Below are 24131 nucleotides of genomic sequence, written 5' to 3' on the forward strand. Positions count from 1 at the left end.
CCGCCTCCCGCCGTCGCACCCCGGCGCAGGCTCCGCCTGCGCCTGGCGCGACATACCGGATGCAGTTTCGGAGGTGCCACATGGCCGATTCGGACAAGGGAAAACTGGGGCTGCCGGCGCTGACCGCGCTGGTGGTGGGCGGCATCATCGGCAGCGGCATCTTCAGCCTGCCGCAGAACATGGCCGAAGGCGCAGGCGCCGGCGCGATCCTGATCGCCTGGGCGATCACCTTCGTCGGCATGCTGACCCTGACGCGGATATTCCAGTGGCTGTCGACCACCCGCCCCGAACTGGACGACGGCGTCTACGGCTACGCCCGCGAAGGCTTCGGCGAATACCTGGGGTTCAATGCCGCCTGGGGCTACTGGATTTCCGCCTGGGTCGGCAACGCCGGCTACCTGGTGGTGCTGTTCAGCGCCCTCGGCTCATTCGGCGCGCTGGCCTTCTTCGGCGACGGAACCACCTGGCCGGCGCTGCTCGGCGAATTGACGGTGCTCTGGCTGATGCATGCCTTCGTCCTCCACGGCGTGCACAACGCGGCGATCACCAACGCTATCGTAACCCTCGCCAAGGTGGTGCCGATCGCCCTGTTCATCCTCTGCGTAGCCCTGGCCTTCCGCATCGAGACCTTTCACCTGGACTTCTGGGGCAGCCCGGCACTGGGCAGCGTCACCCGCCAGGTGGAAACCACCATGCTCTACACCGTCTGGGTATTCCTCGGCATCGAGAGCGCCACGGTCTATGCCAGCCACGCGCGGCACGCGGCCGATGTCAGCCGCGCAACCCTGCTCGGCTTCGTGGTCACCCTGCTGTTGCTGGTCTGCGTCTCGGTGCTGTCGCTGGGCGTGGTGCCGCAGCACGAACTGGCGCAGATGAAGAACCCCTCGATGGCCCAGGTGATGGCCGCGGCGGTGGGCCCCTGGGGCGCCACGCTGATCAACGTCGGGCTGATCGTTTCGGTCGGCGGCGCGCTGCTGGCCTGGACCATGCTCGCGGTGGAAATGCTCTACCTGGCCAGCCGTGGCCCAACGCACACCGCGCCGGCACTGTTCGGCCGCACCAATGCGGTGGAAACCCCAGCGCCGGCACTGTGGCTGACCAGCACGCTGATCTCTGCGCTGCTGCTGGTGGCCTTCCTCAACGCCTCGGGCTACAACGCGCTGATCCAGTTGGCCACCTCGATGGCGCTGATCCCCTACCTGCTCTGCGCCGGCTTCTGCCTGAAGCTGGTGGCGCGCCGCCCGCACTCGGGCGCGATGCTGGCGCTGGCGCTGTTGGGGACGCTCTACGGGGTCTGGCTGATCTACGCCGCCGGGCTGAAATACCTGCTGCTGTCGATGATCCTCTACGCGCCAGGCCTCGGCTTCTTCCTGCATGCCCGTCGCCAGCGCGGCCTGCCGGCGTTCGGCAATCGCGCCGAAGGCAGCGTCGCGGCGCTGGTGCTGGTCCTCGCGCTGGCGGCGCTGTGGATGATCGGCAGCGGTCGGCTGAGCCTCTAGCTCAATGATTGACCGTATGCGCCAGCATCACCGACAGCTGGCACAGCGGCCGGCCGCTCTCCTCGCGCCACTGGTTGAAGGCTCCCTGGACGGCCGCCAGGTCCTTGAGGCTGGTGGGCGGCTTGTCGATGATTTCCTGGGCCTTCAGCGCGGCGACCATGTCGTCGCTGGGAATGAAGGTGTCCTTGCCGGCCATCCGCAGGAAACGCGGCGCCGACAAGCCGCCGAGCTGGTTGCCGCGCTTGGACAGCAGCTTCCACAGGCCGACGATGTCGGTTTCCGGCCAATCCGCGAGGAAGTTGCCGAAGCTGCCATGCTCGCGGGCCAGGTCGAGCACCATCTGCGCATTGCGCGGCACGCTCTTGAGCTTGCCCAGGTGGCGGATCAGGCGGGCGTCCTGCATCAGCCGCTCGAGATGCTCGGCGCTCATGAGCACGACCTTCTGCGGATCGAAGCCGAAGAACACTTCCTCGAAGGCTGGCCACTTGGCGTCCACCAGGCTGTGCTTGAGGCCGGCGCGGAAGATCCGCAGGCTGATCAGCGACAGGTAGCGGTCGTCACCCAGCGCGCGCAGCTCGGCGGCGCTCTTCGGCTGCGGCAGGCGCGCTTCCAGCGCCTCCCTGGAGCCGAAGCGGTTCAGGCAGTATTCGTACATCCAGGCGTAGTCGCGCATCGGGAATCCTTGCAGACCGGAGAGAAGAACTGACCCGCGGCGCGGCTCAGAGGTTCATCACGTCGAGGAAGCGCGGCGTGGCGTTCTCGTCGATGCGCAGGTTGGCGAAGTCGAACAGGTTGCGGTCGGCCAGTTGCGACGGCACCACGTTCTGCAGGGCGCGGAACATGATCTCGGTACGCCCCGGCGACTTGCGTTCCCATTCCAGCAGCATTTCCTTGACCACCTGGCGCTGCAGGTTCTCCTGCGAACCGCAGAGGTTGCAGGGGATGATCGGGAACTCCTTGAGCTGGGAATAGGCCTCGATGTCCTTCTCGCTGCAATAGGCCAGCGGCCGGATCACCACGTTGCGCCCGTCGTCGGCCAGCAGCTTCGGCGGCATGGCCTTCAGGGTGCCGCCGTAGAACATGTTGAGGAAGAAGGTCTCGAGGATGTCGTCGCGATGGTGACCGAGGGCCATCTTGGTCGCGCCGATCTCGTCGGCGAAGGTGTACAGCGTGCCGCGGCGCAGGCGCGAGCACAGCGAGCAGGTGGTCTTGCCTTCCGGGATCTTCTCCTTGACCACCGAGTAGGTGTCCTTCTCGACGATGTGGTACTCGACGCCGATCGACTTCAGGTACTCCGGTAGGACGTGCTCGGGAAAACCGGGCTGCTTCTGGTCCATGTTCACCGCGACGATCTCGAAGCGGATCGGCGCGACCTTCTGCAGGTAGAGCAGGATGTCGAGCATGGTGTAGCTGTCCTTGCCGCCGGACAGGCAGACCATGACCTTGTCGCCATCCTCGATCATGTTGAAGTCGGTGATGGCCTCGCCGGCCAGGCGGCGCAGGCGCTTCTGCAGTTTGTTCTGATTGACCGAAAGGGTGCCCATGGTGCTCTGGAATCCGGGTGTTCGAGGAGAAAAGCTGGCTATTTTACGCACAAAGCGACGCCGACCCCAGCCCCTCCCGACGCCCGATGCTAGTCTTGCCCCATGACTCCCGACCTCGACCACCGCCTCGACCTCGCCGGGCAGATCCTCTGCCTGCTGCGCGAGCATCCCGAGGGGCTTTCCGAATACCAGCTGATCCAGCTGCTGAAGGCCCGCCATTCGACGCATATCCCCCATCGCGAACTGGCCGACAAGCTGGTGCTGTTCCGCACCCATTTCCTCCTGTTCAACGCGCTCTACCACCTGCGCGACCACCTCTGGGCCGAGCGCGAGGCGCACCTGGAGATCAGCCCGCTGAGCCTGCGCCTGCATCCTTACGTGGATGGCACGCAGGCGCTGGAACAGGGCGATCCGCTGCGCGACTACTACCTCGACCTGCGTCACCTGGGGGAGACCAGCGAGGCCGACGTCGAGCGGTTGCTGCAGAGTTTCTGGACGCGCATGCAGGGCAGCGAGGAGAAGGCCGCCGCCCTCGCCCTGTTCGAGCTGGAAGGCGCGGTCGACTATCCCGCCATCAAGCTGCGCTACCGGCAACTGGTCAGCCAGCACCATCCCGACCGCGGCGGCAGCACCGCGCGCCTGCAATCGATCAACAAGGCGATGGAAATACTGCAACGCTATTACAGCCGGCCGTGAAGCTTCGATTTGCTCTAACCCCGCGAGCGACGCGGGGTCGGGCCGTTCCTATACTGCGACATAAGGTCGCATAGGTCGGCCGAGCACCGGGTGGCGCTGTCCATGCGCGCCCGGCGCTTCGCTGGGGGGCGACCACATAAGAACGAGGAGGAAACGGCATGATCCATCATGTATGGGGGCTCTTCACCCATCCCGATCAGGAATGGCAGGAAATCCGTGGCGAAGAAGAAAGCATCAGCCACATGTACCTGACCCACATCCTGATCCTGGCTGCCATTCCGGCGATTTCCGCCTATATCGGCACGACCCAGGTCGGCTGGGTGGTCGGCGGCGGCGATCCGGTCAAGCTGACCCAGGCCAGCGCGTTGCAGATGACGGTCCTCACCTACCTGGCGATGCTCGCCGGGGTGGCGGTGATGGGCGCGTTCATCCACTGGATGGCGCGGACCTACGACGCCAACCCGAGCCTGACCCAGTGCATCGTGTTCGCCGCCTACAACGCCACGCCGCTGTTCATCGCCGGGCTGGCGGCGCTGTATCCGCACCTCTGGCTGGGAATGATCGTCGGGGTGGCGGCGATCAGCTACACGGTCTACCTGCTCTACGTGGGGATTCCCACCTTCATGAACATCCACAAGGACGAAGGCTTCCTGTTCTCCAGCTCGGTGCTGGCGGTGGGCCTGGTGGTGCTGGTGGCGATGATCGCCCTGTCGGTGATCCTCTGGGGCAGCGGGGTCGGCCCGGAATACACCAGCTGACGTCCAGCGAACGCATCGTACGACCGGGCCGCGGGCAACCGCCGCCCGGTTTTTTCTTGCCCGCCGCCGCGCTTGCCTGATCCTGCACCCCGGACGAGCGGTCGTCCCGACGCCTGCGCCCGCCCTCCTGTCTCCGGCATAATCGCCCGCTGCTGGAGTCTTCCCGAATGCCCGAACACCTCAACGCCCGCGTCGAGGCCTGCTATCGGCAGGCCGAACACTTCTTCCAACGCAGCTTCCCCCGCCCGACCGTCAGCTTCCGCCTGCGCGGCCAGAAAGCCGGGGTCGCCCACCTCGACGAGAACCTGCTGCGCTTCAATCCCCAGCTGTACCGCGAGAATCGCGAGCACTTCCTGGAACAGACCGTGGCCCACGAAGTCGCGCACCTGATCGCGCACCAGTTGTTCGGCCCGCGCATCCGCCCCCACGGCGAGGAGTGGCAGTTGATCATGCGCGGCATCTACGGCCTGCCGCCGGACCGCTGCCACACCTACGCGGTCAAGCGCCGCGCCACCACCCGCTACCTGTACCGCTGCCATTGCCCGGAGCACAACGACTTCCCGTTCTCCCCGCAACGCCACACCCTGGTGGCCAAGGGGCGCCGCTACTACTGCCGGCGCTGCAAGGCGACCCTGGTGTTCACCGGCGAAGTGCTCCGCGAGTGATTCAGGCGATGGCCCCGGCCGCCTTCAGCTCGGCGATCCGTTCGGCGGAGTAGCCCAGGCCTTCGAGCACCGCCACGGTGTCGGCACCGAGCGCCGCGCCGATGTGGCGAGGCGCCGGCAGGCCGGCGGAAAACTTGATCGGACAGGCCATCTGCGCCTGGCTGCCGCCGTCCGCCAGCGGCACCTGGGCAACCAGCCCGCGCGCCTGCAACTGCGGGTGTTCCAGCGCCTCGGAGAGCGGCAGCAGCGGCTCCACGCAGGCATCCAGGGCGGCAAACACCGCCTGCCATTCGGCGAAGTCGCGTTTCTCGAACTCCATCTCGATCTCGCGCTTCAGCGCCCGCTGCTCTTCCGGCTTCGGCGACAGGCCGCGGGCGGCCAGTTCCGGGCGGCCGATGGCGGCACAGAATTGCTGCATGAACTGCGGTTCCAGGCTGCCCACCGAGAACCAGCGGCCATCGCGGGTGCGGTAGTAGTCGTAGAAGCTGCCGCCGTTCAGCGCCAGCGCCTCCATCTCCGGCTCGACCCCGGCCGCGAGATAGCCGGCGCCGGCCATGCCGTTCAGGCTGAAGGCGCAGTCGGTCATGCTGATGTCGACGAACTGCCCCTCGCCGGTCTGCTGCCGGTGGATGACCGCCGCCAGCAGGCCCATCACGCCATGCAACGAACCACCGGCGAGGTCCGCCAGTTGCACCCCCAGCGGCAACGGGCCACGCTCGCGGCGCCCGGTGTAGCTGGCGACGCCGGCCAGCGCCAGGTAGTTGATGTCATGCCCGGCGCGCTCGCGGTACGGCCCGGTCTGGCCGTAGCCGGTGATGGCCACGTAGATCAGCCGCGGGTTCGCCGCCTTCAGCGCCTCGTAGCCGACGCCGAGCTTGTCCATCACCCCCGGACGGAACTGTTCGAGGACGATGTCGTATTCGCGTACCAGCTCCAGCACCACCTCGCGTGCGCCCTGCCGCTTCAGGTCGAGGCCGATGGAACGCTTGTTGCGGTTCAGGTAGGCATGGCTGGCCGAGGTGCCATCGACGTGCGGCGGCAGCACCCGCACCAGGTCCATGCGCCCGGGCGACTCCACGCGCAGCACGTCGGCCCCCATGTCGGCCAGCAGCAGCGAGGCGAACGGCCCCGGCAACAGGGTCGAGAAATCCAGCACTTTCAACGATGACAACGGGCCTTTCATGCTCCCTCCTCTGGGTCGCCGGGCATTGGTCGGAATCGCCTGCCGAGCAGCCTATCCACCCGCCGCGCGGCGCGACATGGCCGTGGCGTCAGAGCTTCATGCCGCGGCTGATGATCTCTTTCATGATCTCCGAGGTACCGGCGAAGATCCGCTGGATGCGGGCGTTGGCGTACATCCTGCAAATCGGATACTCCCACATGTAGCCCCAGCCGCCATGCAGTTGCACGCCTTCGTCGACCACCTTGCCCAGCAGCTCGGTGGTGAACAGCTTGGCTTCGGCGGCGACCTCGGGGGACAGCTTCTTCTGGTTGTGGTCCATCACGCAGCGGTCGGTGAAGACCTGCGCCACGTCGATCTGGGTACGCATTTCGGCGAGCTTGAAGCGGGTGTTCTGGAAGTGCGCCACCGGCCGGCCGAAGGCCTGGCGCTCCTTCACGTAGTCGATGGTCGCCTGCAACGCCGCCTCGGCCCCGGCCACCGCGCCGCAGGCGTTGGTCAGGCGCTCCTGGGCGAGCATGTTCATCAGGTAGAAGAAGCCGCCCTTGGCGTCGCCCAGCAGGTTTTCCTTCGGCACCCGCACATTGTTGAAGAACAGCTCGGCGGTGTCCTGGCTCTTCATGCCGAGCTTCTTCAGGTTGCGCCCGCGCTCGAAGCCTTGCATGCCGCGCTCCACCAGGAACAGGCCCATGGCGTGCTTGTTCGCCGGATCGGTCTTCGCCGCGACGATCACCAGGTCGGCCAGCAGGCCGTTGGAGATGAACACCTTGGAGCCGTTGAGCAGCCAGTGGTCGCCCTTGTCCACCGCGGTGCTGCGCATGCCGGCCAGGTCGGAGCCGGCGGACGGCTCGGTCATGGCCACGGCGAGGATGGTCTCGCCACGGACGATCCCCGGCAACAGGCGGGCCTTCTGCTCGGCGCTACCGTATTCGGCGATGTACGGCCCGCACAACGCCGAGTGCAGCGGGATCATGAAGCCCGGTTCGTTGATCCGCGCCAGCTCCTCGCACATGATCTGCTCGTAGCGGAAGTCCTTGAGCCCGGCGCCACCGTACTCCTCGTCCGCCCAGGGCAGCAGGAAGCCCATCTCCCCCGCCTTCCTCCAGACAGCGCGGTCGACCACCCCGGCCTCTTCCCAGGCGTCCTGGTGCGGCACCACCTCTTTGTCGAGAAAGGCGCGGAAGGCATCGCGGAACAGGTTGTGTTCGGTCTCGAAGATCTGCCGTTGCATGTACGGGGACTCCCTGCGGTCAGTGGTTCCGCAGGGTAGGCGGCGCCGGCCGGCGCCCTCAATGACGCGAGCGCTCAGGCTCGGTTGACCGAATCGGTCAGCTACCAGTCCATGCTCGCCGGCTGCACGCCCGGGTGGGACGGGAACAGCGGCAGCACCTCCTCGGCCAGTTCCTGGATGACTTCCGCTGCCGGCCTGGCGGAGAACTGGATGCCCAGGGCGGCATGGTTGACGCCCGCCGCACGCCATTCGCCGAGCAGCTCGATCAGGCCGTTGCGCCCGGTGCGCAGGACGTAGCCGCCGTGCAACGGCGTACGCGGATACGCCGGGTCGTCCACCAGGTCCAGCCATTCGTTGGTCATGTGCGGGCGGAACCCGCCGTCCGCGATGGACATCCTCCAGGCGCGGATCTTCCCGGCCAGGCGACGTGGCCCGGACGCATCGACAGTCGACTCCGGATAGGTCAGCCAGCCATCCGCCTGGCGTGCCAGCCAGTCCGCCGGCTGCCGCGCGGAGCCGGTGACGACCAGCGGGATGGCGCCGGCCGGCGGACGCGGCAACAGTTCGGCGTCGTCCAGCGTACCGAGCGGCGAGGCGACGTGCCGGCAGCCGTGCAGCAGTTGGCGCAGGTAGTCCAGGCCCTGGGCGAACCGCTCGCCGCGCTGCGCATGCTCCAACCCGTAGGCGGGGAACTCCACCGGCCGGTCGCCGGAGGCGAGGCCCAGCACCAGGCGTCCGCCGGACAACCGGTCGACGCTCGCCGCGGCCTTGGCCAGGTCGACCGGTTGGCGCAGGGAAAGCACCGCGCTGCCGGTGGCCAGGGCGATACGGCGGGTCCGCCCGGCCAGATAGCCAAGGTAGGTGAACGGATCGAACACTTGTCCGGCATCGCCGAAGCGTGGGTCGAACAACGGTACGTCGCGTACCCAGACGGCGGCGAATCCCAGTCGATCGATGTCTTCGACCAGCCGCGCCTGGCCCAGCAGCACCCGCATGTCGCCCTGGTAGAAACGCAACGGCAGGAACAGGCCCAGGGTCAGCGCGTCTGCGGCGAACATGCGCCGATAGCCAGGGTGCCCGACGAAGGCCGGCGCCGAGGCGCCTTGCAGCAGGGCGCTCATGGACCCACCGCCGGTTCCGGCAGGACGATCCCGCGCTGCACCGCAGGCCGCAGGGCCATGCGCCGGTGCCAGTCGTCCAGGTGGCGATAATGGCTGAAGTCGAAGTCGACGATCCGCGCCGTATGGGTCCAGCCGAAGGTGGCGATATCGGCGATGGAGTATTGCTCACCGGCCAGCCAGGGCCGTCCGGCCAGGCGCTGGTCGAGGGTGGCGAAAACCTCCTCGGAGAGCCGCCGATAGCGTTCGATGGCCGGCGGGTACCGCTCTTCGGCGAAGATCTCGAAATGCACGCGCTGGCCGAGGATGGGGCCCATGCTGGAAGCATGGAAAGTCAGCCAGGTCAGGGCCTCCCAGCGTTCCCGGGGGGCGTCGGGAAGCAACCGCCCGCTGGTCTCCGCCAGGTACTGCAGGATCGCCGCCGACTCGAACAGGGTGATGCCGGCGGCCCGGTCTACCAGCACCGGTATCCGGCCATGTGGATTCAGGCGCAGGAATTCCGGGCGGCGTTGCTCGCCATGGTCGATGCGAACGTGGTGCAGTGCGTAGGGCAGCCCCAGTTCCTCGAGGGCGATGGTGATCTTGAATCCGTTGGGTGAACTGTCGCTGTAGAGCTGGAGGGAAGGCATGGCAAGTATCCTTGCAGCGCTGGACTATCCGGCGCCTGGGCGATGGGGGCGGCGCCGACCGGGGAAACCGCCTCGGCCGCTTCCCGCACACCGAAGAAAGCAGCTAGGCTAAAGTCTCTCGTTTCGCCACACATGCTGAAGCCCAGGTCGGCGGATGAAAAACGATCCTTTCTACAACCTGTTTATAGAAAAACTGAATTCATGGGTGCCGTCCTCCCGCTCCTCGCGCTACGCGCTTTCGTCGAAACCGCCCGCCATGGCAATCTCACCCGCGCGGCCGCGGCCATGGGCGTCACTCCCGGCGCGGTAAGCCAGCAGCTCAGGGCTCTGCAGGCGCGCACCGGCGTCGTCCTGTTCCAGCGCTTCAGCCATGGCATGCGCCTGACGCCGGAGGGCGAGCAGGTCTATCCCGGCCTCCGCCAGGCCTTCGAGCAGATCACCGCGAGCCTTGCCCAGCTGGAGGCGATCAATGCCCGCCAGACCCTCACGGTCAGCACCGAGCCCTCCTTCGCCGCCACATGGCTGGTGCCGCGCCTCGGTCAATTCAGCGCGTCGCACCCGCAGGTGGAAGTCCGCGTGGAGGCTACGGCACTGCTCGCCGACCTGCGCCGGGAACGAATCGACGTCGCCATCCGCCACGGGCTCGGCGACTACCCCGGACTCGACGTGCAGGCGCTGATGGCCCCGCCGCTGATCCCGGTGGCCAGCCCGCGCCTGCTGGCGGAAGGCCCTGAGATCCGCGAAGCGATCGATTGCCTGGCCTACCCGCTGTTGCAGGAGTCGGAGCGCAATGACTGGCGCCTGTGGCTGCGGGCGATGGGGGTGGAGGACGACCCGCGCAGCGAGAGAGGTCCGGCGTTCGCCGACGACCTGCTGCTGGTTCGCGCCGCCGAGGCCGGCCAGGGTATCGCGCTGGTACGGGAGATCCATGCCCGCGCCGAGATCGCCAGCGGCCGCTTGGCGGTCGCCCTCGAGCGGCCCTGGCCGAGCCGCTTCGCCTATTACGCGGTGAGCCTGCCAGGAGCGGCGCAACGAGCGCCCCTCTCGCTGTTCCTCGCCTGGCTGCGCGAGCAGGCCGCCGCCGAGGCATAAAAAAACCCGCCACGAGGGCGGGTTCGAAGGGCGGCAGGGAGCTCTTCACTTCCCCCTGCCGAACAGGTTTGAGCTTAGACCGCTTCGCGGCCGCCCACCGGAATATCGCTGGCAGGCGACGAAGCGTTGCCCTCGCCGGCCAGTTCGCGCTGCAAGGTGCCCTCGTCGAGCTGCTTGCACCACTTGGAAACCACTACCGTGGCCACGCCGTTGCCGACCAGGTTGGTCAGCGCGCGGGCTTCGGACATGAAGCGGTCGATGCCGAGGATCAGCGCCAGGCCGGCGACCGGCAGGTGGCCGACGGCGGAAAGGGTCGCGGCGAGCACGATGAAGCCGCTGCCGGTGACGCCGGCGGCGCCCTTGGAAGCGATCAGCAGCACCAGCAGCAGGGTGATCTGGTGGGTGATGTCCATCGGCGTATCGGTGGCCTGGGCGATGAACACCGCGGCCATGGTCAGGTAGATCGAGGTGCCGTCGAGGTTGAAGGAGTAACCGGTGGGAATCACCAGGCCGACCACCGACTTGTTGCAGCCGAGCTTCTCCATCTTGTCGATCATCCGCGGCAGGGCCGACTCGGAAGACGAGGTGCCCAGCACGATCAGCAGTTCCTCGCGGATGTACTTGATGAAGCGCAGGATGCTGAAGCCGTGGGCGCGGGCGATGCCGCCGAGGACGATGAGCACGAACAGGATGCAGGTGATGTAGAAGCACAGCATCAGTTGGCCGAGCTGCACCAGCGAACCCACGCCGTAGGCGCCGATGGTGAAGGCCATGGCGCCGAACGCGCCGATCGGGGCGACCTTCATGATCACGTTGATGATGTTGAACATCACGTGGGAGACGCGCTCGATGAACTCGAACACCGGCTTGCCGTAGCTGCCCAGGCGATGCAGGGCGTAGCCGAAGAGCACGGAGAAGAACAGGACCTGGAGGATGTCGCCGTTGGCGAACGCGCCGACCACGGTGCCGGGGATCACGTTCATCAGGAAGTCGACGGTGCTCTGCTTCTCGCCGGCAGCGGCGTAGGCAGCGATCTTGCTGGTGTCGAGGGTGTTCGGGTCGACGTGCATGCCGGCGCCCGGCTGGACCACGTTGACCACTACCAGGCCGATGATCAGGGCCACGGTGGAGACGACCTCGAAGTACAGCAGCGCCATGCCGCCGGTCTTGCCGACCGACTTCATGCTCTGCATGCCGGCGATGCCGGTGACCACGGTGCAGAAGATGATCGGCGCGATGGCCATCTTGATCAGCTTGACGAAGCCGTCGCCGAACGGCTTCATCGCCACCGCCGTTTCCGGGTACCAGTGGCCGAGCGCGATACCGATGGCGATGGCGACCAGAACCTGCACGTACAGGCTCTTGTAGAAGGGTTGTTTGGTCATGGGCAGAGTCCTCACGGGGGCGCTTCGCCAGTTCCCTGGAACGCGCTCACCGGTAGCGTTACCCCCCTTGCTGGGGAGATTTTTTGTCGTGAACCGCCGCGGCGGAACCTTGCCCAGGCATTGCAGAGGCTGTGCCAGGATGCTCTTTCTCTAAATAAAATCCTTATATATCAACAAGTTAAATAAAAAATGAAAATTGCATAGCGGGCTAAGCGTGGCGGATTACCGCCCGGCGGGCCGGCTGTGCCGCGCGAGCATGGCGGGAGTCCGCCACCACCCTTGTCGTCTTCCGGGTGGCGCCCTACCATCGCCGTTCCAACAACAAGGACGCCGCCATGCGTGAGCGCACCATCGCCAGCCATTTCGTCCGCGCCGCGTTGCGCGGGGCCACGCGCCAAGGCCTGGACGGCCCCGCCCTGCTGCGTCGCGCCGGCATCCAGCCGGCCCTGCTGGACGAACCGCGGGCACGCATCGCGCCGGAGCAGTTCACCCGCCTGATGCAGTTGCTCTGGGAAGTGCTGGACGACGAATACATGGGCTTCGGCGAAGTCCGCAGCAAGCGCGGCACCTTCGCCATGATGTGCCACACCCTGATTCATTGCCGGACCCTGGAAAAGGCCCTGCAGCGCGGCGAACTGTTCTACGGCCTGTTCCCCCAGGCGCCGCTGATCCACCTGCGGCGCGAAGGCGACCTGGTGCGCCTGAGCCTCGAGGAACGCCACCTGTCGGACCCGGATCACTTTCTCGCCGAAAGCCTGCTGGTGATCTGGCACCGCCTCGCCAGTTGGCTGATCGGCCAGCGCATCCGCCTGGAGGAAGCCACCTTCAGCTACCCGGCGCCGGACCACCAGGCCGAGTACGACCTGCTGTTTCCCTGCCCCCGGCGGTTTTCCGCCGGCTGCACCAGCCTGCTGTTCGCCGCCCGCTACCTGGGCATGCCGCTGCTGCAGGACGAACGCACCCTCAAGCAGTTCCTCCAGCACTCTCCCGCCGACCTGCTGGCGCGCCCGGACGGCGGCGACAGCCTGACCAGCCAGATCCGCCGCCTGCTCGGCCGCGACTGCCGGCGCTGGCCGGACCTCGACCAGGTCGCCCGCCAACTGCACATGAGTTCGCAGACCCTGCGACGCCACCTGCGCGAGGAAGGCGGCAACTTCCAGCAACTCAAGGACCACCTGCGCCGCGACCTGGCGATCTACCACCTGGGTCGGGACGAGCTGTCGATCCAGGACATCGCCGAGCAGCTCGGCTTTTCCGAGCCCTCGGCCTTCCATCGCGCGTTCAAGAAGTGGACCGGCCTCACCCCCGGCGCGTACCGGCACCAGGCGGAAGCCTGAAGCTCAGCCCAGCTCCTGGCGACGAAGCCCGCTGCGCAGTTGGTCGAGCACCGTGGCGAACGGCTGCGGCCGACCGACCGCGTAGCCCTGGGCGAAATCCACCCCGAGGCGCGCCAGGTGATCGAGGATTTCCCGGCTCTCGACGAACTCGGCCACGGTCACCGCGCCCAGGCGGTGGGCGATCTGGTTGATGGAGTCGACAATGGCCTGGTCCACCGGGCTCTTGTCCAGGTTGCGGACGAAGCTGCCGTCGATCTTGATCACGTCGACGACGAAATTCTTCAGGTAATTGAAGGAACTCAGGCCGGAGCCGAAGTCGTCCAGCGCCACCTTGCAGCCGAGGTCGCGCAGCTTGGCGACGATCCGCGAAGCCACCGACAACTGGTTCATCAACGCCGTCTCGGTCAGCTCGAAGTACAGGCGCTCCGGCCTCAGCGGCGAGTGTTCGATGCGATCCAGCAGGTAAGGCAGGAACAGCGGGTCGTTGAGCGAGTTGCCGGACAGGTTGATGCCGATGCTCAGGCCCTCCACCGCGGCGATCCGCGCGCCGAAGTTGATCAGCGCCTCGTTGATCACCCAGCGGTCGATGCTGGCCATCAGGTTGAAGCGCTCGGCGGCCGGGATGAAGGCGCCCGGCGGAGTCATCTGGCCATCCGGATCGTACAGTCGCAGCAGCAGCTCGTAGTGCCGGTCGCCGTCGCGGCGGGGGCCGACCGGGACGATCTCCTGCGCCTGCAACTGGAAGCGGTCGTTCTCCAGGGCCTCGCGCAGCCCGCTGGCGAGGAGTATGTCGCGGTGCTGGCGCTCCACTTCCTCATGGCCGAACTGGTACACCGAAACCCGGTTGCGCCCGGCATGCTTGGCCGCGTAGCAGGCCACGTCGGCCTGGCTCATCAGTTCGCTGGTGCTGCGCGAGGTGGCGGTAAGGGCGGTGATGCCGATGCTCGCGCCCACGTCGTAGAGCCGCCCTTCCCAGGGGAAGCGCACCGAGCAGATCTGCTCGATGAGCTTGCTCGCCACCTGCTCCGCCTCCGCCAGGTCGCAATCGAACAGCAGCAGGCCGAACTCATCGCCGCCCAGCCGCGCCAGGGTGTCGGAGGCGCGGGTGCGGTCGGCGAGAATCCGGCTCAGCTCGCGCAGCAGCATGTCGCCCGCCGCGTGCCCGGCGGAATCGTTGACCACCTTGAAGCGGTCGAGGTCGATGAAGCACAACGCATGCTGGGTCGCCCGCTCCTGGGCGTTGGCCAGGGCGCGCTGCAGCTCCTCCTCGAACTTGGTGCGGTTGAACAGCCCGGTGAGGGCATCGTGGGAGGCGTGATAGCTCAGCTCGCGCTGCATCGCCCGGGCCTTGGTGACGTTCTGGAACACCAGCACGGTGCCGATGATCTCGCCATCGCGGGTGCGCACCGGCGCCGCGCAATTCTGGATATCGTGCTGCTCGCCCTTGCGGCTGATCAGCGTGGCGCCGTCCTCCAGGTAGAACACCCGGGTGTTCTGCAGGCAGCGTCGCACCGGGCTTTCCAGGGCCTCGCCGGTGTCGCTGTCGAGCACGTTGAAGACCAGTTCGTGGGGCGCGCCGATGGCGTCCTGCAGGGTCCAGCCGGTCATCGCCTCGGCCACCGGGTTCATGAAGGTCACGCGGCCGCCGGCGTCGGTGGTCAACACGGCATCGCCGATGGAATACAGGGTCACCTGCAGGCGTTCCTTTTCCTCGTGCAGGGTTTCCGCCAGGGTGCGGATCTCGGTGATGTCGCTGTTGATGCCGATCATCCGCACCGGACGGTTGTCCTCGTCGCGCGTCAGCGTGGCGATCGCCCGCAGGTGGCGAACCTCGCGGTTGGGGCGGACGATACGGAACTCGCAGTCGAATTTCTGCAACCCGCTGACGGCGCGCTCCAGCTCGCGCAGCACGCGGTCGTGATCCTCGGCATGCAGGCTCGCCTTCCACTGCTCCACCGTGGTCTCCCCGGGACCGCTGCGGATGCCGTACAGGTCGAACATGCGGAAATCCCAGTGCAGGCGGTTGCGCGCCAGGTCCCACTCCCAGATGCCGATCTGCCCGGCGTCGGTGGCCAGCTTGATCCGTTCGGCGAGGCGCTCGCGCTCCAGCTCGGCACGCTTGTGACTGTCGATATCCTCCACCTGGGTGACGAAGTACTGGGCGACTCCCTCCTCGTCGCGCACCAGCGACACGCTGATGCGCGCCCAGAAGGTTTCGCCGTCCTGGCGCAGGTAGCGCTTCTCCATCTGGTAGGAGTTGATACGCCCGGCGAGCAGGTCGCGCACCAGGTCGAGGTCCAGTTCCAGGTCGTCCACATAGGTGATCTCCTGGAACGACAGCTCGCCCAGGCGTTCGGCGGAATAGCCGAGCATCCGGCACAGCGCCTCGTTGACCTTGAACAGCCGCCCCTCCAGCGACACCAGGGCCATGCCGATCGCCGAGAATTCCATGGCGCCGCGGAACTGCGCCTCGCCGATGGCCACCTGATGCTGCTCGCGGCGGCTGCGCTCCATGATCACCGAGACCAGGAAGGCGGGAATGAGGGTCAAGGCCATCGGCAGGTACAGCAGCGGCTCGCCGAAACGCTGCTGGGACGACTCGGGGACGAACACGCCGAGGGCGATCAGCACGGCGATGAAACAGGTGTTCAGGCAGCCGATCAGCGCGGTGCCGAACACGCTGGTGCTGGCGGCGGCCACCAGCAGCGGCAGGAGCACGTAGATGAAGGCGTAGGGCAGGCGCGTCAGGGCCACGAAGCTGATCACCAGGGTCACCAGCAGGAGCATCGCGTTGTCCACTCCCGCCCGCCCCGACAGAGCGTGACGCCAGGCCGCCAGGTTGCTGGCCATGCACAACGGCAGCAGCGCGAGCATGCCCATCGCATCGCCCACGTACCAGCGCGCCCACATTTCCGGGAAACGCCCCATGCCGAAGACGCTGACCAGCACCGCGCCCACCGAGGCACCGAGCAAGGGCGGGATCAGCGCGCCGGCCCAGAGCACGCGAACCGCCGAATGCAGGTTGAACTCGAAGTCCTCGCGCACCCGGTTGATGCGTAACAGCATCGCGGCGAAGATCGCTTCGCTCAGGTTGGCCGGCAGGAACGCCGCGCTCATCCACAGGCTGTCGCCATACAGGCGGTTGGCCGCCAGGTTGGCCACGGCGGAGCAGAGCAGGATCGCCGGCCACTGGCGCAGCGGCGCGCGCAGCAGGGCGGCGGTGAGGATCGCGTTGGGCAGCCAGATCGCCGCGATGGTGGCAGGCTGGCGCGACAGGTAGATGCAGGCCAGGGCGGCGAGAAAGAACAGCACACCGGCCTGGATGCCCGCCCACAAGCCCCTGTCGTCGGTTTTGCCACTGAACATCCGCTCGAATCCCCGGTACCTGCGTCAAAGGAACTGCGCCAGCCGAACAGACTTCAGCGTAGCGCGGAAACACCTCAGACGTAGGTAACGGCCGCCAAGTCTCAGACTGTAGCGAAACGTATGCGGAAGCAGGCGCCGCCCAGCTCGGAATCGTCCAGGCTCAGTTCGCCGTCGTAGCTCTCGATGATGTCCAGCGCCACGGCCAGGCCGATGCCCTGCCCCGGGTGCTGGGTATCGGCGCGCTCGCCGCGGCGGATGATTCGTGCGCGCTGTTCGGCAGGCACTCCGGGACCATCGTCCTCGACCCACAGCTCCGAGTAACCCGGCCCCAGCCGGGCGCCCACGCGGACCCGGCCCAGGCACAGGCGATAGGCGTTCTCCAGCAGGTTGCCGAGCAGTTCCAGCAGCGCGCCGCGCTCCACCGGCACGCTGAAGGACGGCGAGAAGTCCCGCTGCAGGCTTACCCGCTTGTCGCGATAGACCTTGTCCAGCGCGTCGCACAGGGTCTCCACCAGCGGCGCCAGTTGCTCGCGATGGCGTACCAGGCCGCTCTTGCGCAGGCTGGCGCGCTGCAACTGATAGCCTATCTGCTGGCTCATGCGCTCGATCTGGCCCTGTAGCACCCGCACCTGCTCGCGGTTGCCGGGCTCCTCGGCGAGCTGGTCGCCGACCCCCTGCAAGACCGCCAGCGGCGTCTTCAGACTGTGCGCCAGGTCGCCGAGGGAGTGGCGGTAGCGCTCGCGCTGCTTGTGCTCGCTGCGCAACAGGCGGTTCAGCGAGTGGGTCAGGCGCAGCAGCTCGCGCGGATGCTCCTCGCTCAGGCTCTCGCGCTCGCCGGATTCGATCTGGTCCAGCTCGGAACTCAACCCGCGCATCGCCCGGAAGCCCCAGGTCAGACCCAGCCAGAGCAGCCCGAGCAAGACCAGCAGGGCGCCGCCGAGCCACAGGTAGAGTTGCTCGCGGAACCCCTTGAGCAGGCTCTCGAACTCGCTGACCGATTGCATGGTGACGATGCTGTAGGCCGCCTGCTTGCCGCGCAGCAGGTCGATCTCGACGTCGAACACGAAGAACTCCTCGCCCTTCGCGTCGCGGGTGGTGTGGAATTCGTTGCCGCGGCCGTCGTAGCGCGGCGTGTAGTTGATCGACTCGTCGGCCGCCGAGGTGGAGCGCCAGAGCAGATCGCCATTCTGGTCGTAGATATAGCCGAGGACCTTGGCCTCCGGCAGGTTGAACTCCTCCACCGGCAGGTGCTCGGGCATCACCAGGCGGCCCTTCTCCACCCGCGCCGCCGAGACCAGGGTCGCCACGTCGGCGGCCAGGCGCTGCTCGATGGTGTTCTCCAGGGCGATGCCGAAGGCCCGCTGCAGGGCCGGCAGCAGCGCCAGCATGAACAGCACCGCCAGGGCGGCGGCGCCGAGCATCAGGCGGATGCGCAGGGAACGGATCACCGGCAGCGCTCGGTGAACAGGTAGCCCTGGCCGCGCACCGTATCGATCGGCTTGAAGCCGCCGCAGGCCTCCAGCTTGCGCCGCAGGCGGCCGACCAGCACCTCGATGACGTTGGCGTCGCGCTCCTCGTCGTCGGGATAGAGCTGTTCCATCAGGCGTTCCTTGGCCACCACCTGCTGGTGATGCCGCATGAGGTATTCGAGGATGCGGTATTCGTAGGCGGTCAGCGCCACCGGTTGCTCCTCGACCAGCGCCTGCTTGCGGTTCAGGTCGAGGACCAGGGGACCGGCCTCGATGGTCGACTGGACGAACCCCGAGGAGCGTCGCAGCAACGCGTTCAGGCGCGCTTCCAGTTCCTCGAACTGGAACGGCTTGACCACGTAGTCGTCGGCCCCGGCGGCCAGGCCTTCGACCTTGTCCTGCCAGTTGCCGCGGGCGGTGAGGATCAGGATCGGGAAGGACTTGCCCTGCGAACGCAGCTCGCGGATCAGGTCCAGGCCGCTCATGCCCGGCAGGCCGAGGTCGATCACCGCCAGGTCGTGGTGGTATTCGCTGACCCGGTAGAGGGCTTCCTCGGCATCCGGTACCGCGTCCACCACGTGCCCCTGTTCACCCAGGCGGGTATAGAGGTGGTGGCGCAACAGCGCCTCGTCTTCCACTACCAGCAGTTTCATGAGGTTCCTCCGGATGAGATGCGGCCGGACCTTCCGGCCCGGCCATCGAAGCATGCCCTCGCGGGCGCTGCGCGGTCATTTAGAACTTGTAGTTGGCGCCCAGGTAGAATTGCGAGCTGCTGTGCAGGTCCAGGGAGCCCAGCTTGTTGCCGCCATGCGGGGTCATCTCGGTGCTGGCGTTGGTGCGCAGGTAACGATAGCCGCCTTCGATCGAGGCATTCTTGCTCAGCTCCTGCAGGATACCGGCCTGCAGCCCGGCAGCGTAGCCGACATCGCTGTCGCGCTTGAAGCCCTTGCCGTCCTGTTCCAGCTTGACCAGGCCGAGGGTGGCACCGCCGAACAGCTTGGTGTTGTTGTCGCCGATCGGCAGGAAGGCGTCGTAGCTGCCGAGCAGGTTCTGCTGGCGCAGCTTGTTGCCGCTGCTGGTGTCGGAGATGTTCTCGTAGGTCGCGTAGTAGCGGCCCTGCTCGAACTGCTGGCCGGCGCGGATGCCCCAGGTGCCGGTGTTGTCGATCACCTTGTCGAGGTTCGGGCTGTTCAGGTTGCGGTTCAGCGACTTGGATTTCTGGATGTTGTTGCTGGTCTCGCCCCAGGTCAGGCCGACGAAGTTGTCGGCGGCCTGGACGCCGGCGGCGGAACCCAGCAGGGCGGTGGCGATGAAGAGAGTCTTGAGTGCTTTCATGGTGTTTCTCCGTTCTGCGAGAGTCGTGTCGTTCACGGCTTGCAGAGTACGGACAGGGTACTGAACCGCCCCTGAACGCTTGCTGAACCCGGGCTGAACGACTCGCGTTTGCCGGCGAACGCTCTGTTTCCAGGCTGCCGCGCGCCGGCTCGGCGAGGTTTTTGCCCGTACTGCAAGTAGGGTCTAGGCTTTCTACAGTCGCCTGCACAGAGGCTGGGCCAATGAACGAACAACCCGACCAGGGACGCGTCAAGGGCATGGAAGCCAGGCTCTTCCTGTTCCTCGTGATCTGCCTGTTCCCGCTGCTGTCCGTCGCCCTGGTCGGCGGCTTCGGTTTCTGCGTCTGGATGTACCAGCTACTGGCCGGCCCGCCCGGGCCGCCGGCCTGAGGTCGGGTATGAGCAGTCGCCGAGAGCTGTTCCGCCGCCTCGGCGGGCACCCGCCGACGCGGCGCCCGCCGTGGACCGCCGCCGACTTCGCCGAAGGCTGCACAGGCTGCGCCGCCTGCGTCGAGGCCTGCCCGGAAGGCGTGCTGAAGCTCGGCGCCGGTCGGCTCGTCGAACTCGACCTCTCCAGCGCCGGCTGCACGCTGTGCGGGGAATGCGCCAGCCGCTGCGAGGCCGGCCTGTTCGATGGCGCGCGCCCGGCCTTCCCCTGGATCGCCACGATCGGCGAAGCCTGCCTGGCCCTGGCCGGGATCCACTGCCGCAGTTGCCAGGACGCCTGCGAACCCGCCGCGATCCGCTTCCGCCCGGCCCCCGGCGGCGTCGCCCTGGCCGAGCTGGACAGCCAACGCTGCAACGGCTGCGGCGCCTGCCTGGCGCCCTGTCCGAGCCAGGCCATCCAACTGCGCGCGCTATCCACCAAGGAGTCTCCACGACATGCCTGAAGCCCTGCAGATCGCCAGCCTCATCCTGCATTGCCGGCCCGAGCGACTGCCAGCGGTGAAGGCCAACCTGGCGCTGCTCGACGGCCTGGAGATCTACCAGGAAAGCCCGCAGGGCAAGCTGATCCTGGTGCTGGAAGCCGAACGCGAAGAACAGATTCTCGACACCCTGGGCCAGTTGCAGAACCTGCCAGGAGTGCTCAACGCCGTGCTGGTCTACCACGAGACCCTGCACGACGACGATAGCAACGACGCGGCGGCCATGACCGACCGCGCGATACCGTGCTCGCCCGAGGAGACAATCGATGAACCTCACCCGTCGTGAATTCGCCAAGGCCAACGCCGCCGCCATCGCCGCGGCGGCGGCCGGCCTGCCGATCCTGGTCCGCGCCAGCAACCTGGTGACCGAGGCGGACGTCACCAGTCTGGTCTGGAACAAGGCCCCCTGCCGCTTCTGCGGCACCGGTTGCAGCGTGATGGTCGCCACCCGCGACGGCCAGGTGGTGGCCACCCATGGCGACATCAAGGCCGAGGTCAACCGCGGGATCAACTGCGTGAAGGGCTACTTCCTGTCGAAGATCATGTACGGCAGCGACCGCCTGACCCGCCCGCTGCTGCGCATGAAGGACGGCAAGTTCGACAAGCAGGGCGAGTTCCAGCCGATCAGTTGGGAACAGGCCTTCGACATCATGGCCGAGAAGTTCAAGGCCGCGCTCAAGGCCAAGGGACCGGAGTCGGTCGGCATGTTCGGCTCCGGCCAGTGGACGGTCTGGGAAGGCTATGCGGCGAACAAGCTGTTCAAGGCCGGCCTGCGCAGCAACAACATCGACCCCAACGCCCGCCACTGCATGGCCTCGGCGGTGATGGGCTTCATGCGCAGCTTCGGCATGGACGAGCCGATGGGCTGCTACGACGACATCGAGGCCACCGACAGCTTCGTCCTCTGGGGCTCGAACATGGCCGAGATGCACCCGGTGCTCTGGTCGCGGGTCACCGACCGCCGGCTCAGCGCGCCGCAGGTCAAGGTTGCGGTGCTGTCCACCTTCGAGCACCGCAGCTTCGAGCTGGCCGACCTGCCCATGGTGTTCAAGCCGCAGACCGACCTGATCATCCTCAACTACATCGCCAATCACATCATCGAGAGCGGCGCGGTGAACCGCGACTTCGTCGAGCGCCACGTGCGCTTCGCCCATGGCGCCGAGGACATCGGCTACGGCCTGCGCCCGGACGACCCGCTGGAGAAGAAGGCGAAGAACGCCGACAAGGCCAACACCTGGAGCGATATCGACTTCAAGGCCTTCGCCGAGTTCGTCAAGCCCTATACCCTGGAGCGCACCGCGCGCGAAAGCGGCGTGCCGGCCGAGCGGCTGAAGGCCCTCGCCGAACTCTACGCCGACCCCAAGCGCAAGGTGGTGTCGTTCTGGACCATGGGCTTCAACCAGCACACCCGCGGGGTCTGGGCGAACAACCTGATCTACAACATCCACCTGCTCACCGGGAAGATCAGCGAACCGGGCAACAGCCCCTTCTCGCTCACCGGCCAGCCCTCGGCCTGCGGCACCGCGCGCGAGGTCGGCACCTTCTCCCACCGGCTCCCCGCCGACCTGGTGGTGACCAACCCGAAGCACCGGGAAACCGCGGAGAAGATCTGGAAGGTGCCGGCCGGCACCATCCAAGAGAAGGTCGGCTTCCACGCCGTGCAGCAGAGCCGGATGCTCAAGGACGGCGTGCTCAACGTCTACTGGACCCAGGTCAGCAACAACATGCAGGCCGGTCCCAACGTGATGCAGGAAGTGCTGCCCGGCTGGCGCAACCCGGACAACTTCGTGATCGTCTCCGACGTCTACCCCACCGTCTCGGCCCAGGCCGCCGACCTGATCCTGCCCAGCGCCATGTGGGTGGAGAAGGAAGGCGCCTTCGGCAATGCCGAGCGCCGCACGCAGTTCTGGCACCAGTTGGTGAAGGCACCGGGCGAGGCGAAGTCCGACCTCTGGCAACTGGTGGAATTCTCCAAGCGCTTCACCACCGACGAGGTCTGGCCCGCGGAACTGCTGGCGAAGGCCCCCGAGCTGAAGGGCAAGACCCTCTACGACGTGCTGTTCCGCAACGGCCAGGTCGACCGCTTCCCGGCCAGCGACCTGGCCAAGGGCTACGCCAACGACGAGGTCGACGCATTCGGCTTCTATATCCAGAAGGGTCTGTTCGAGGAATACGCCGCCTTCGGTCGCGGCCACGGCCACGACCTCGCCCCCTTCGACGCCTACCACGAGGCGCGCGGCCTGCGCTGGCCGGTGGTGGACGGCAAGGAGACCCGCTGGCGCTACCGCGAGGGCTACGACCCCTACGTGAGCAAGGGCAGCGGCGTGCAGTTCTATGGCTATCCGGACAAGAAGGCGATCGTCTTCGCCCTGCCCTACGAGCCGCCGGCCGAGGCGCCGGACCAGGACTACCCGTTCTGGCTCGCCACCGGCCGGGTGCTCGAACACTGGCACACCGGGAGCATGACCGCGCGGGTCCCGGAGCTGTACAAGGCGGTGCCCGACGCGCTGGTCTACATGCACCCGGAGGATGCGCGCCAGCTCAAGCTGCGCCGCGGCAGCGAGGTCAAGGTGGTGAGCCGGCGCGGCGAGATCCGCGCGCGGGTCGAGACCCGCGGGCGCAACAAGCCGCCCCAGGGGCTGGTGTTCGTGCCGTTCTTCGACGCCAACAAGCTGATCAACAAGGTCACCCTGGACGCCACCGACCCGATTTCCAAGCAGACCGACTACAAGAAGTGCGCCGTTCGCATCGAACTGCTCAACCTGGCCTGAGGAGCGCGCCATGAAACCTCTGCTGACTGCCCTGCTCCTCGTCCTGCTCGGTGCCCCCGCGGCCTTCGCCGCCGACCTCGGCTACCCGCTGGACGCGCCCGCCCCCGACGGCCGCCGCCCCGGCGGCACGCTGGCCGAAAGCCGCCCCGCGCCGCCGCTGGCGGCCGAGGAAAACAAGGACCTGAAACGCGAGCGCAACTACCCCGAGCAGCCGCCGACCATTCCCCACAGCATCGTCGGCTATCGCATCGACAAGGACAGCAACAAGTGCCTGTCCTGCCACAGCCGCGCCAACAGCGCGCGAACCCAGGCGGTGATGATCAGCATCACCCACTACATGGACCGCGACGGCCAGCCGCTGGCCGCCGTCTCGCCGCGCCGCTACTTCTGCGTGCAGTGCCATGTGCCGCAACAGGACGTAAAGCCGCTGGTCGACAACCGCTTCGAGAACATCGACCAGATCCTCGAGAAAGAAGCCGCCAATGCGGCGCGCAAACCCTGAGGGAGGCCGCATGAAAGCACTCATCGCCTGGCTGGCCGGTTACTGGCGGGTCCTGCGTCGTCCCAGCGTGCATTTCAGCCTGGGCTTCCTCACCCTCGGCGGCTTCATCGCCGGGATCGTCTTCTGGGGCGGCTTCAACACCGCCCTGGAGGCGACCAACACCGAGACCTTCTGCATTTCCTGCCACGAGATGCGCGACAACGTGTTCGTCGAACTCAAGGACACCATCCACTACAGCAACCGTTCCGGAGTCCGCGCCACCTGTCCCGACTGTCACGTGCCACACAAGTGGACCGACAAGATCGCGCGCAAGATGCAGGCCTCCAAGGAGGTCTGGGGCAAGATCTTCGGCACCATCAATACCCGCGAGAAATTCCTCGACCACCGCCGCGAGCTGGCCGAGCACGAATGGGCGCGGCTCAAGGCCAACGATTCGCTGGAATGCCGCAACTGCCACAACTTCGAGTTCATGGACTTCACCCGGCAGAGCGTGCGCGCGCGGCAGATGCACTCCACCGCCCTGGCCAGCGGCGAAGCCACCTGCATCGACTGCCACAAGGGGATCGCCCACCACCTGCCGGACATGACCGGGGTGAAGGGCTGGTAGCGCCGCCCGCGGACCGGGCGGC

At 66.9% G+C, this 24131-nt stretch carries 23 protein-coding genes; 12 read left to right on the forward strand and 11 right to left on the reverse strand.

Going from position 1 to position 24131, the window contains the following annotated elements; translation table 11 throughout:
• The first annotated feature begins 80 nt into the window (after positions 1-80).
• Positions 81-1499, forward strand: a complete 1419-nt coding sequence (locus M6E97_RS17045) for a basic amino acid/polyamine antiporter (RefSeq protein ID WP_003082465.1) — start codon at positions 81-83, stop codon at positions 1497-1499.
• 1 nt (position 1500) lies between these two features.
• Here M6E97_RS17045 and M6E97_RS17050 read toward each other — a convergent pair whose 3' ends face one another.
• Both M6E97_RS17050 and ttcA read right to left on the reverse strand, forming a co-directional pair.
• Complete coding sequence (locus M6E97_RS17050) at positions 1501-2172, reverse strand: DNA-3-methyladenine glycosylase I (RefSeq protein WP_019485862.1); 672 nt, start codon at positions 2170-2172, stop codon at positions 1501-1503.
• A 46-nt stretch (positions 2173-2218) separates the two neighbouring features.
• Positions 2219-3043, reverse strand: a complete 825-nt coding sequence (ttcA, locus tag M6E97_RS17055) for a tRNA 2-thiocytidine(32) synthetase TtcA (protein ID WP_003082462.1) — start codon at positions 3041-3043, stop codon at positions 2219-2221.
• A gap of 102 nt (positions 3044-3145) precedes the next feature.
• Between ttcA and M6E97_RS17060 the strand changes: the two genes are divergently transcribed.
• The 3 genes from M6E97_RS17060 to M6E97_RS17070 all read left to right on the forward strand — a co-directional run bounded on the left by M6E97_RS17060 (position 3146) and on the right by M6E97_RS17070 (position 5162).
• A complete protein-coding gene (locus M6E97_RS17060; RefSeq protein WP_003082458.1) occupies positions 3146-3739 on the forward strand; it encodes a DNA-J related domain-containing protein in 594 nt (197 codons plus the stop codon).
• A 158-nt stretch (positions 3740-3897) separates the two neighbouring features.
• Entirely contained in the window at positions 3898-4497 is a 600-nt protein-coding gene (locus tag M6E97_RS17065; RefSeq protein WP_003082455.1) for a Yip1 family protein, read from the forward strand.
• A 167-nt stretch (positions 4498-4664) separates the two neighbouring features.
• Entirely contained in the window at positions 4665-5162 is a 498-nt protein-coding gene (locus M6E97_RS17070; RefSeq protein WP_003082453.1) for a SprT family zinc-dependent metalloprotease, read from the forward strand.
• A gap of 1 nt (position 5163) precedes the next feature.
• Here M6E97_RS17070 and M6E97_RS17075 read toward each other — a convergent pair whose 3' ends face one another.
• From M6E97_RS17075 to M6E97_RS17090, 4 genes are all read right to left on the reverse strand, one after another.
• Positions 5164-6345: a CaiB/BaiF CoA transferase family protein gene (locus M6E97_RS17075; protein ID WP_023084495.1), complete on the reverse strand. Its 1182-nt coding sequence runs from the start codon at positions 6343-6345 to the stop codon at positions 5164-5166.
• 88 nt (positions 6346-6433) lie between these two features.
• On the reverse strand, positions 6434-7573 hold the full coding sequence (locus M6E97_RS17080) for an acyl-CoA dehydrogenase family protein (RefSeq protein WP_003082447.1): 1140 nt from the start codon (positions 7571-7573) through the stop codon (positions 6434-6436).
• Positions 7574-7674: 101 nt separating this feature from the next.
• Positions 7675-8694: an LLM class oxidoreductase gene (locus M6E97_RS17085; protein WP_015503313.1), complete on the reverse strand. Its 1020-nt coding sequence runs from the start codon at positions 8692-8694 to the stop codon at positions 7675-7677.
• Positions 8691-9320, reverse strand: a complete 630-nt coding sequence (locus M6E97_RS17090) for a glutathione S-transferase family protein (protein ID WP_003140525.1) — start codon at positions 9318-9320, stop codon at positions 8691-8693. The genes M6E97_RS17085 and M6E97_RS17090 overlap by 4 nt, the downstream gene beginning before the upstream one ends.
• A gap of 201 nt (positions 9321-9521) precedes the next feature.
• Between M6E97_RS17090 and M6E97_RS17095 the strand changes: the two genes are divergently transcribed.
• Positions 9522-10412, forward strand: coding sequence for a LysR substrate-binding domain-containing protein (locus M6E97_RS17095; protein ID WP_003109209.1), 891 nt, complete (start codon positions 9522-9524; stop codon positions 10410-10412).
• 74 nt (positions 10413-10486) lie between these two features.
• Here the strand turns inward: M6E97_RS17095 and dctA are convergent, their stop codons facing one another.
• Positions 10487-11797, reverse strand: coding sequence for a C4-dicarboxylate transporter DctC (gene dctA / locus M6E97_RS17100; RefSeq protein ID WP_003133810.1), 1311 nt, complete (start codon positions 11795-11797; stop codon positions 10487-10489).
• Positions 11798-12132: 335 nt separating this feature from the next.
• On the opposite strand from dctA, the gene M6E97_RS17105 reads away from it, so the two are divergent.
• Positions 12133-13134: an AraC family transcriptional regulator gene (locus tag M6E97_RS17105; RefSeq protein WP_033938948.1), complete on the forward strand. Its 1002-nt coding sequence runs from the start codon at positions 12133-12135 to the stop codon at positions 13132-13134.
• Between the two features lie 3 nt (positions 13135-13137).
• On the opposite strand, the gene M6E97_RS17110 is transcribed toward M6E97_RS17105, so the two are convergent.
• From M6E97_RS17110 to M6E97_RS17125, 4 genes are all read right to left on the reverse strand, one after another.
• Positions 13138-16500 (reverse strand): diguanylate cyclase, encoded by a 3363-nt coding sequence (locus tag M6E97_RS17110; RefSeq protein WP_033938912.1) that lies wholly within the window; start codon positions 16498-16500, stop codon positions 13138-13140.
• A 101-nt stretch (positions 16501-16601) separates the two neighbouring features.
• Entirely contained in the window at positions 16602-17948 is a 1347-nt protein-coding gene (gene phoQ / locus M6E97_RS17115) for a two-component system sensor histidine kinase PhoQ (protein WP_003082438.1), read from the reverse strand.
• A complete protein-coding gene (gene phoP / locus M6E97_RS17120; protein WP_003082436.1) occupies positions 17945-18622 on the reverse strand; it encodes a two-component system response regulator PhoP in 678 nt (225 codons plus the stop codon). Before phoP ends, phoQ begins: the two co-directional genes overlap by 4 nt.
• Positions 18623-18701: 79 nt before the next feature.
• Positions 18702-19304, reverse strand: a complete 603-nt coding sequence (locus M6E97_RS17125; protein WP_003082431.1) for an outer membrane protein — start codon at positions 19302-19304, stop codon at positions 18702-18704.
• Positions 19305-19525: 221 nt separating this feature from the next.
• Here M6E97_RS17125 and napE point away from each other — a divergent pair, with 221 nt between their 5' ends.
• Genes napE through M6E97_RS17155 form a run of 6 tightly spaced genes read left to right on the forward strand, consistent with a single transcriptional unit; the run spans position 19526 to position 24109 of the window.
• Complete coding sequence (gene napE, locus M6E97_RS17130) at positions 19526-19693, forward strand: periplasmic nitrate reductase, NapE protein (RefSeq protein WP_003082429.1); 168 nt, start codon at positions 19526-19528, stop codon at positions 19691-19693.
• Between the two features lie 8 nt (positions 19694-19701).
• Positions 19702-20193 carry a ferredoxin-type protein NapF gene (gene napF, locus M6E97_RS17135; protein ID WP_015503316.1) on the forward strand — a complete coding sequence of 164 codons (492 nt, stop codon included), beginning with the start codon at positions 19702-19704 and terminating at the stop codon, positions 20191-20193.
• On the forward strand, positions 20186-20515 hold the full coding sequence (locus M6E97_RS17140) for a chaperone NapD (protein WP_003107633.1): 330 nt from the start codon (positions 20186-20188) through the stop codon (positions 20513-20515). The genes napF and M6E97_RS17140 overlap by 8 nt, the downstream gene beginning before the upstream one ends.
• Positions 20496-23000: a nitrate reductase catalytic subunit NapA gene (gene napA / locus M6E97_RS17145; RefSeq protein WP_003107632.1), complete on the forward strand. Its 2505-nt coding sequence runs from the start codon at positions 20496-20498 to the stop codon at positions 22998-23000. Before M6E97_RS17140 ends, napA begins: the two co-directional genes overlap by 20 nt.
• A 10-nt stretch (positions 23001-23010) precedes the next feature.
• Positions 23011-23502 carry a nitrate reductase cytochrome c-type subunit gene (locus tag M6E97_RS17150; protein ID WP_003082414.1) on the forward strand — a complete coding sequence of 164 codons (492 nt, stop codon included), beginning with the start codon at positions 23011-23013 and terminating at the stop codon, positions 23500-23502.
• 10 nt (positions 23503-23512) lie between these two features.
• Entirely contained in the window at positions 23513-24109 is a 597-nt protein-coding gene (locus tag M6E97_RS17155) for a cytochrome c3 family protein (RefSeq protein WP_003082412.1), read from the forward strand.
• Positions 24110-24131: the final 22 nt, after the last annotated feature.

The sequence above is a fragment of the Pseudomonas sp. B111 genome, from assembly GCF_026428275.1.
In the GTDB taxonomy this organism is placed as follows: domain Bacteria; phylum Pseudomonadota; class Gammaproteobacteria; order Pseudomonadales; family Pseudomonadaceae; genus Pseudomonas; species Pseudomonas aeruginosa.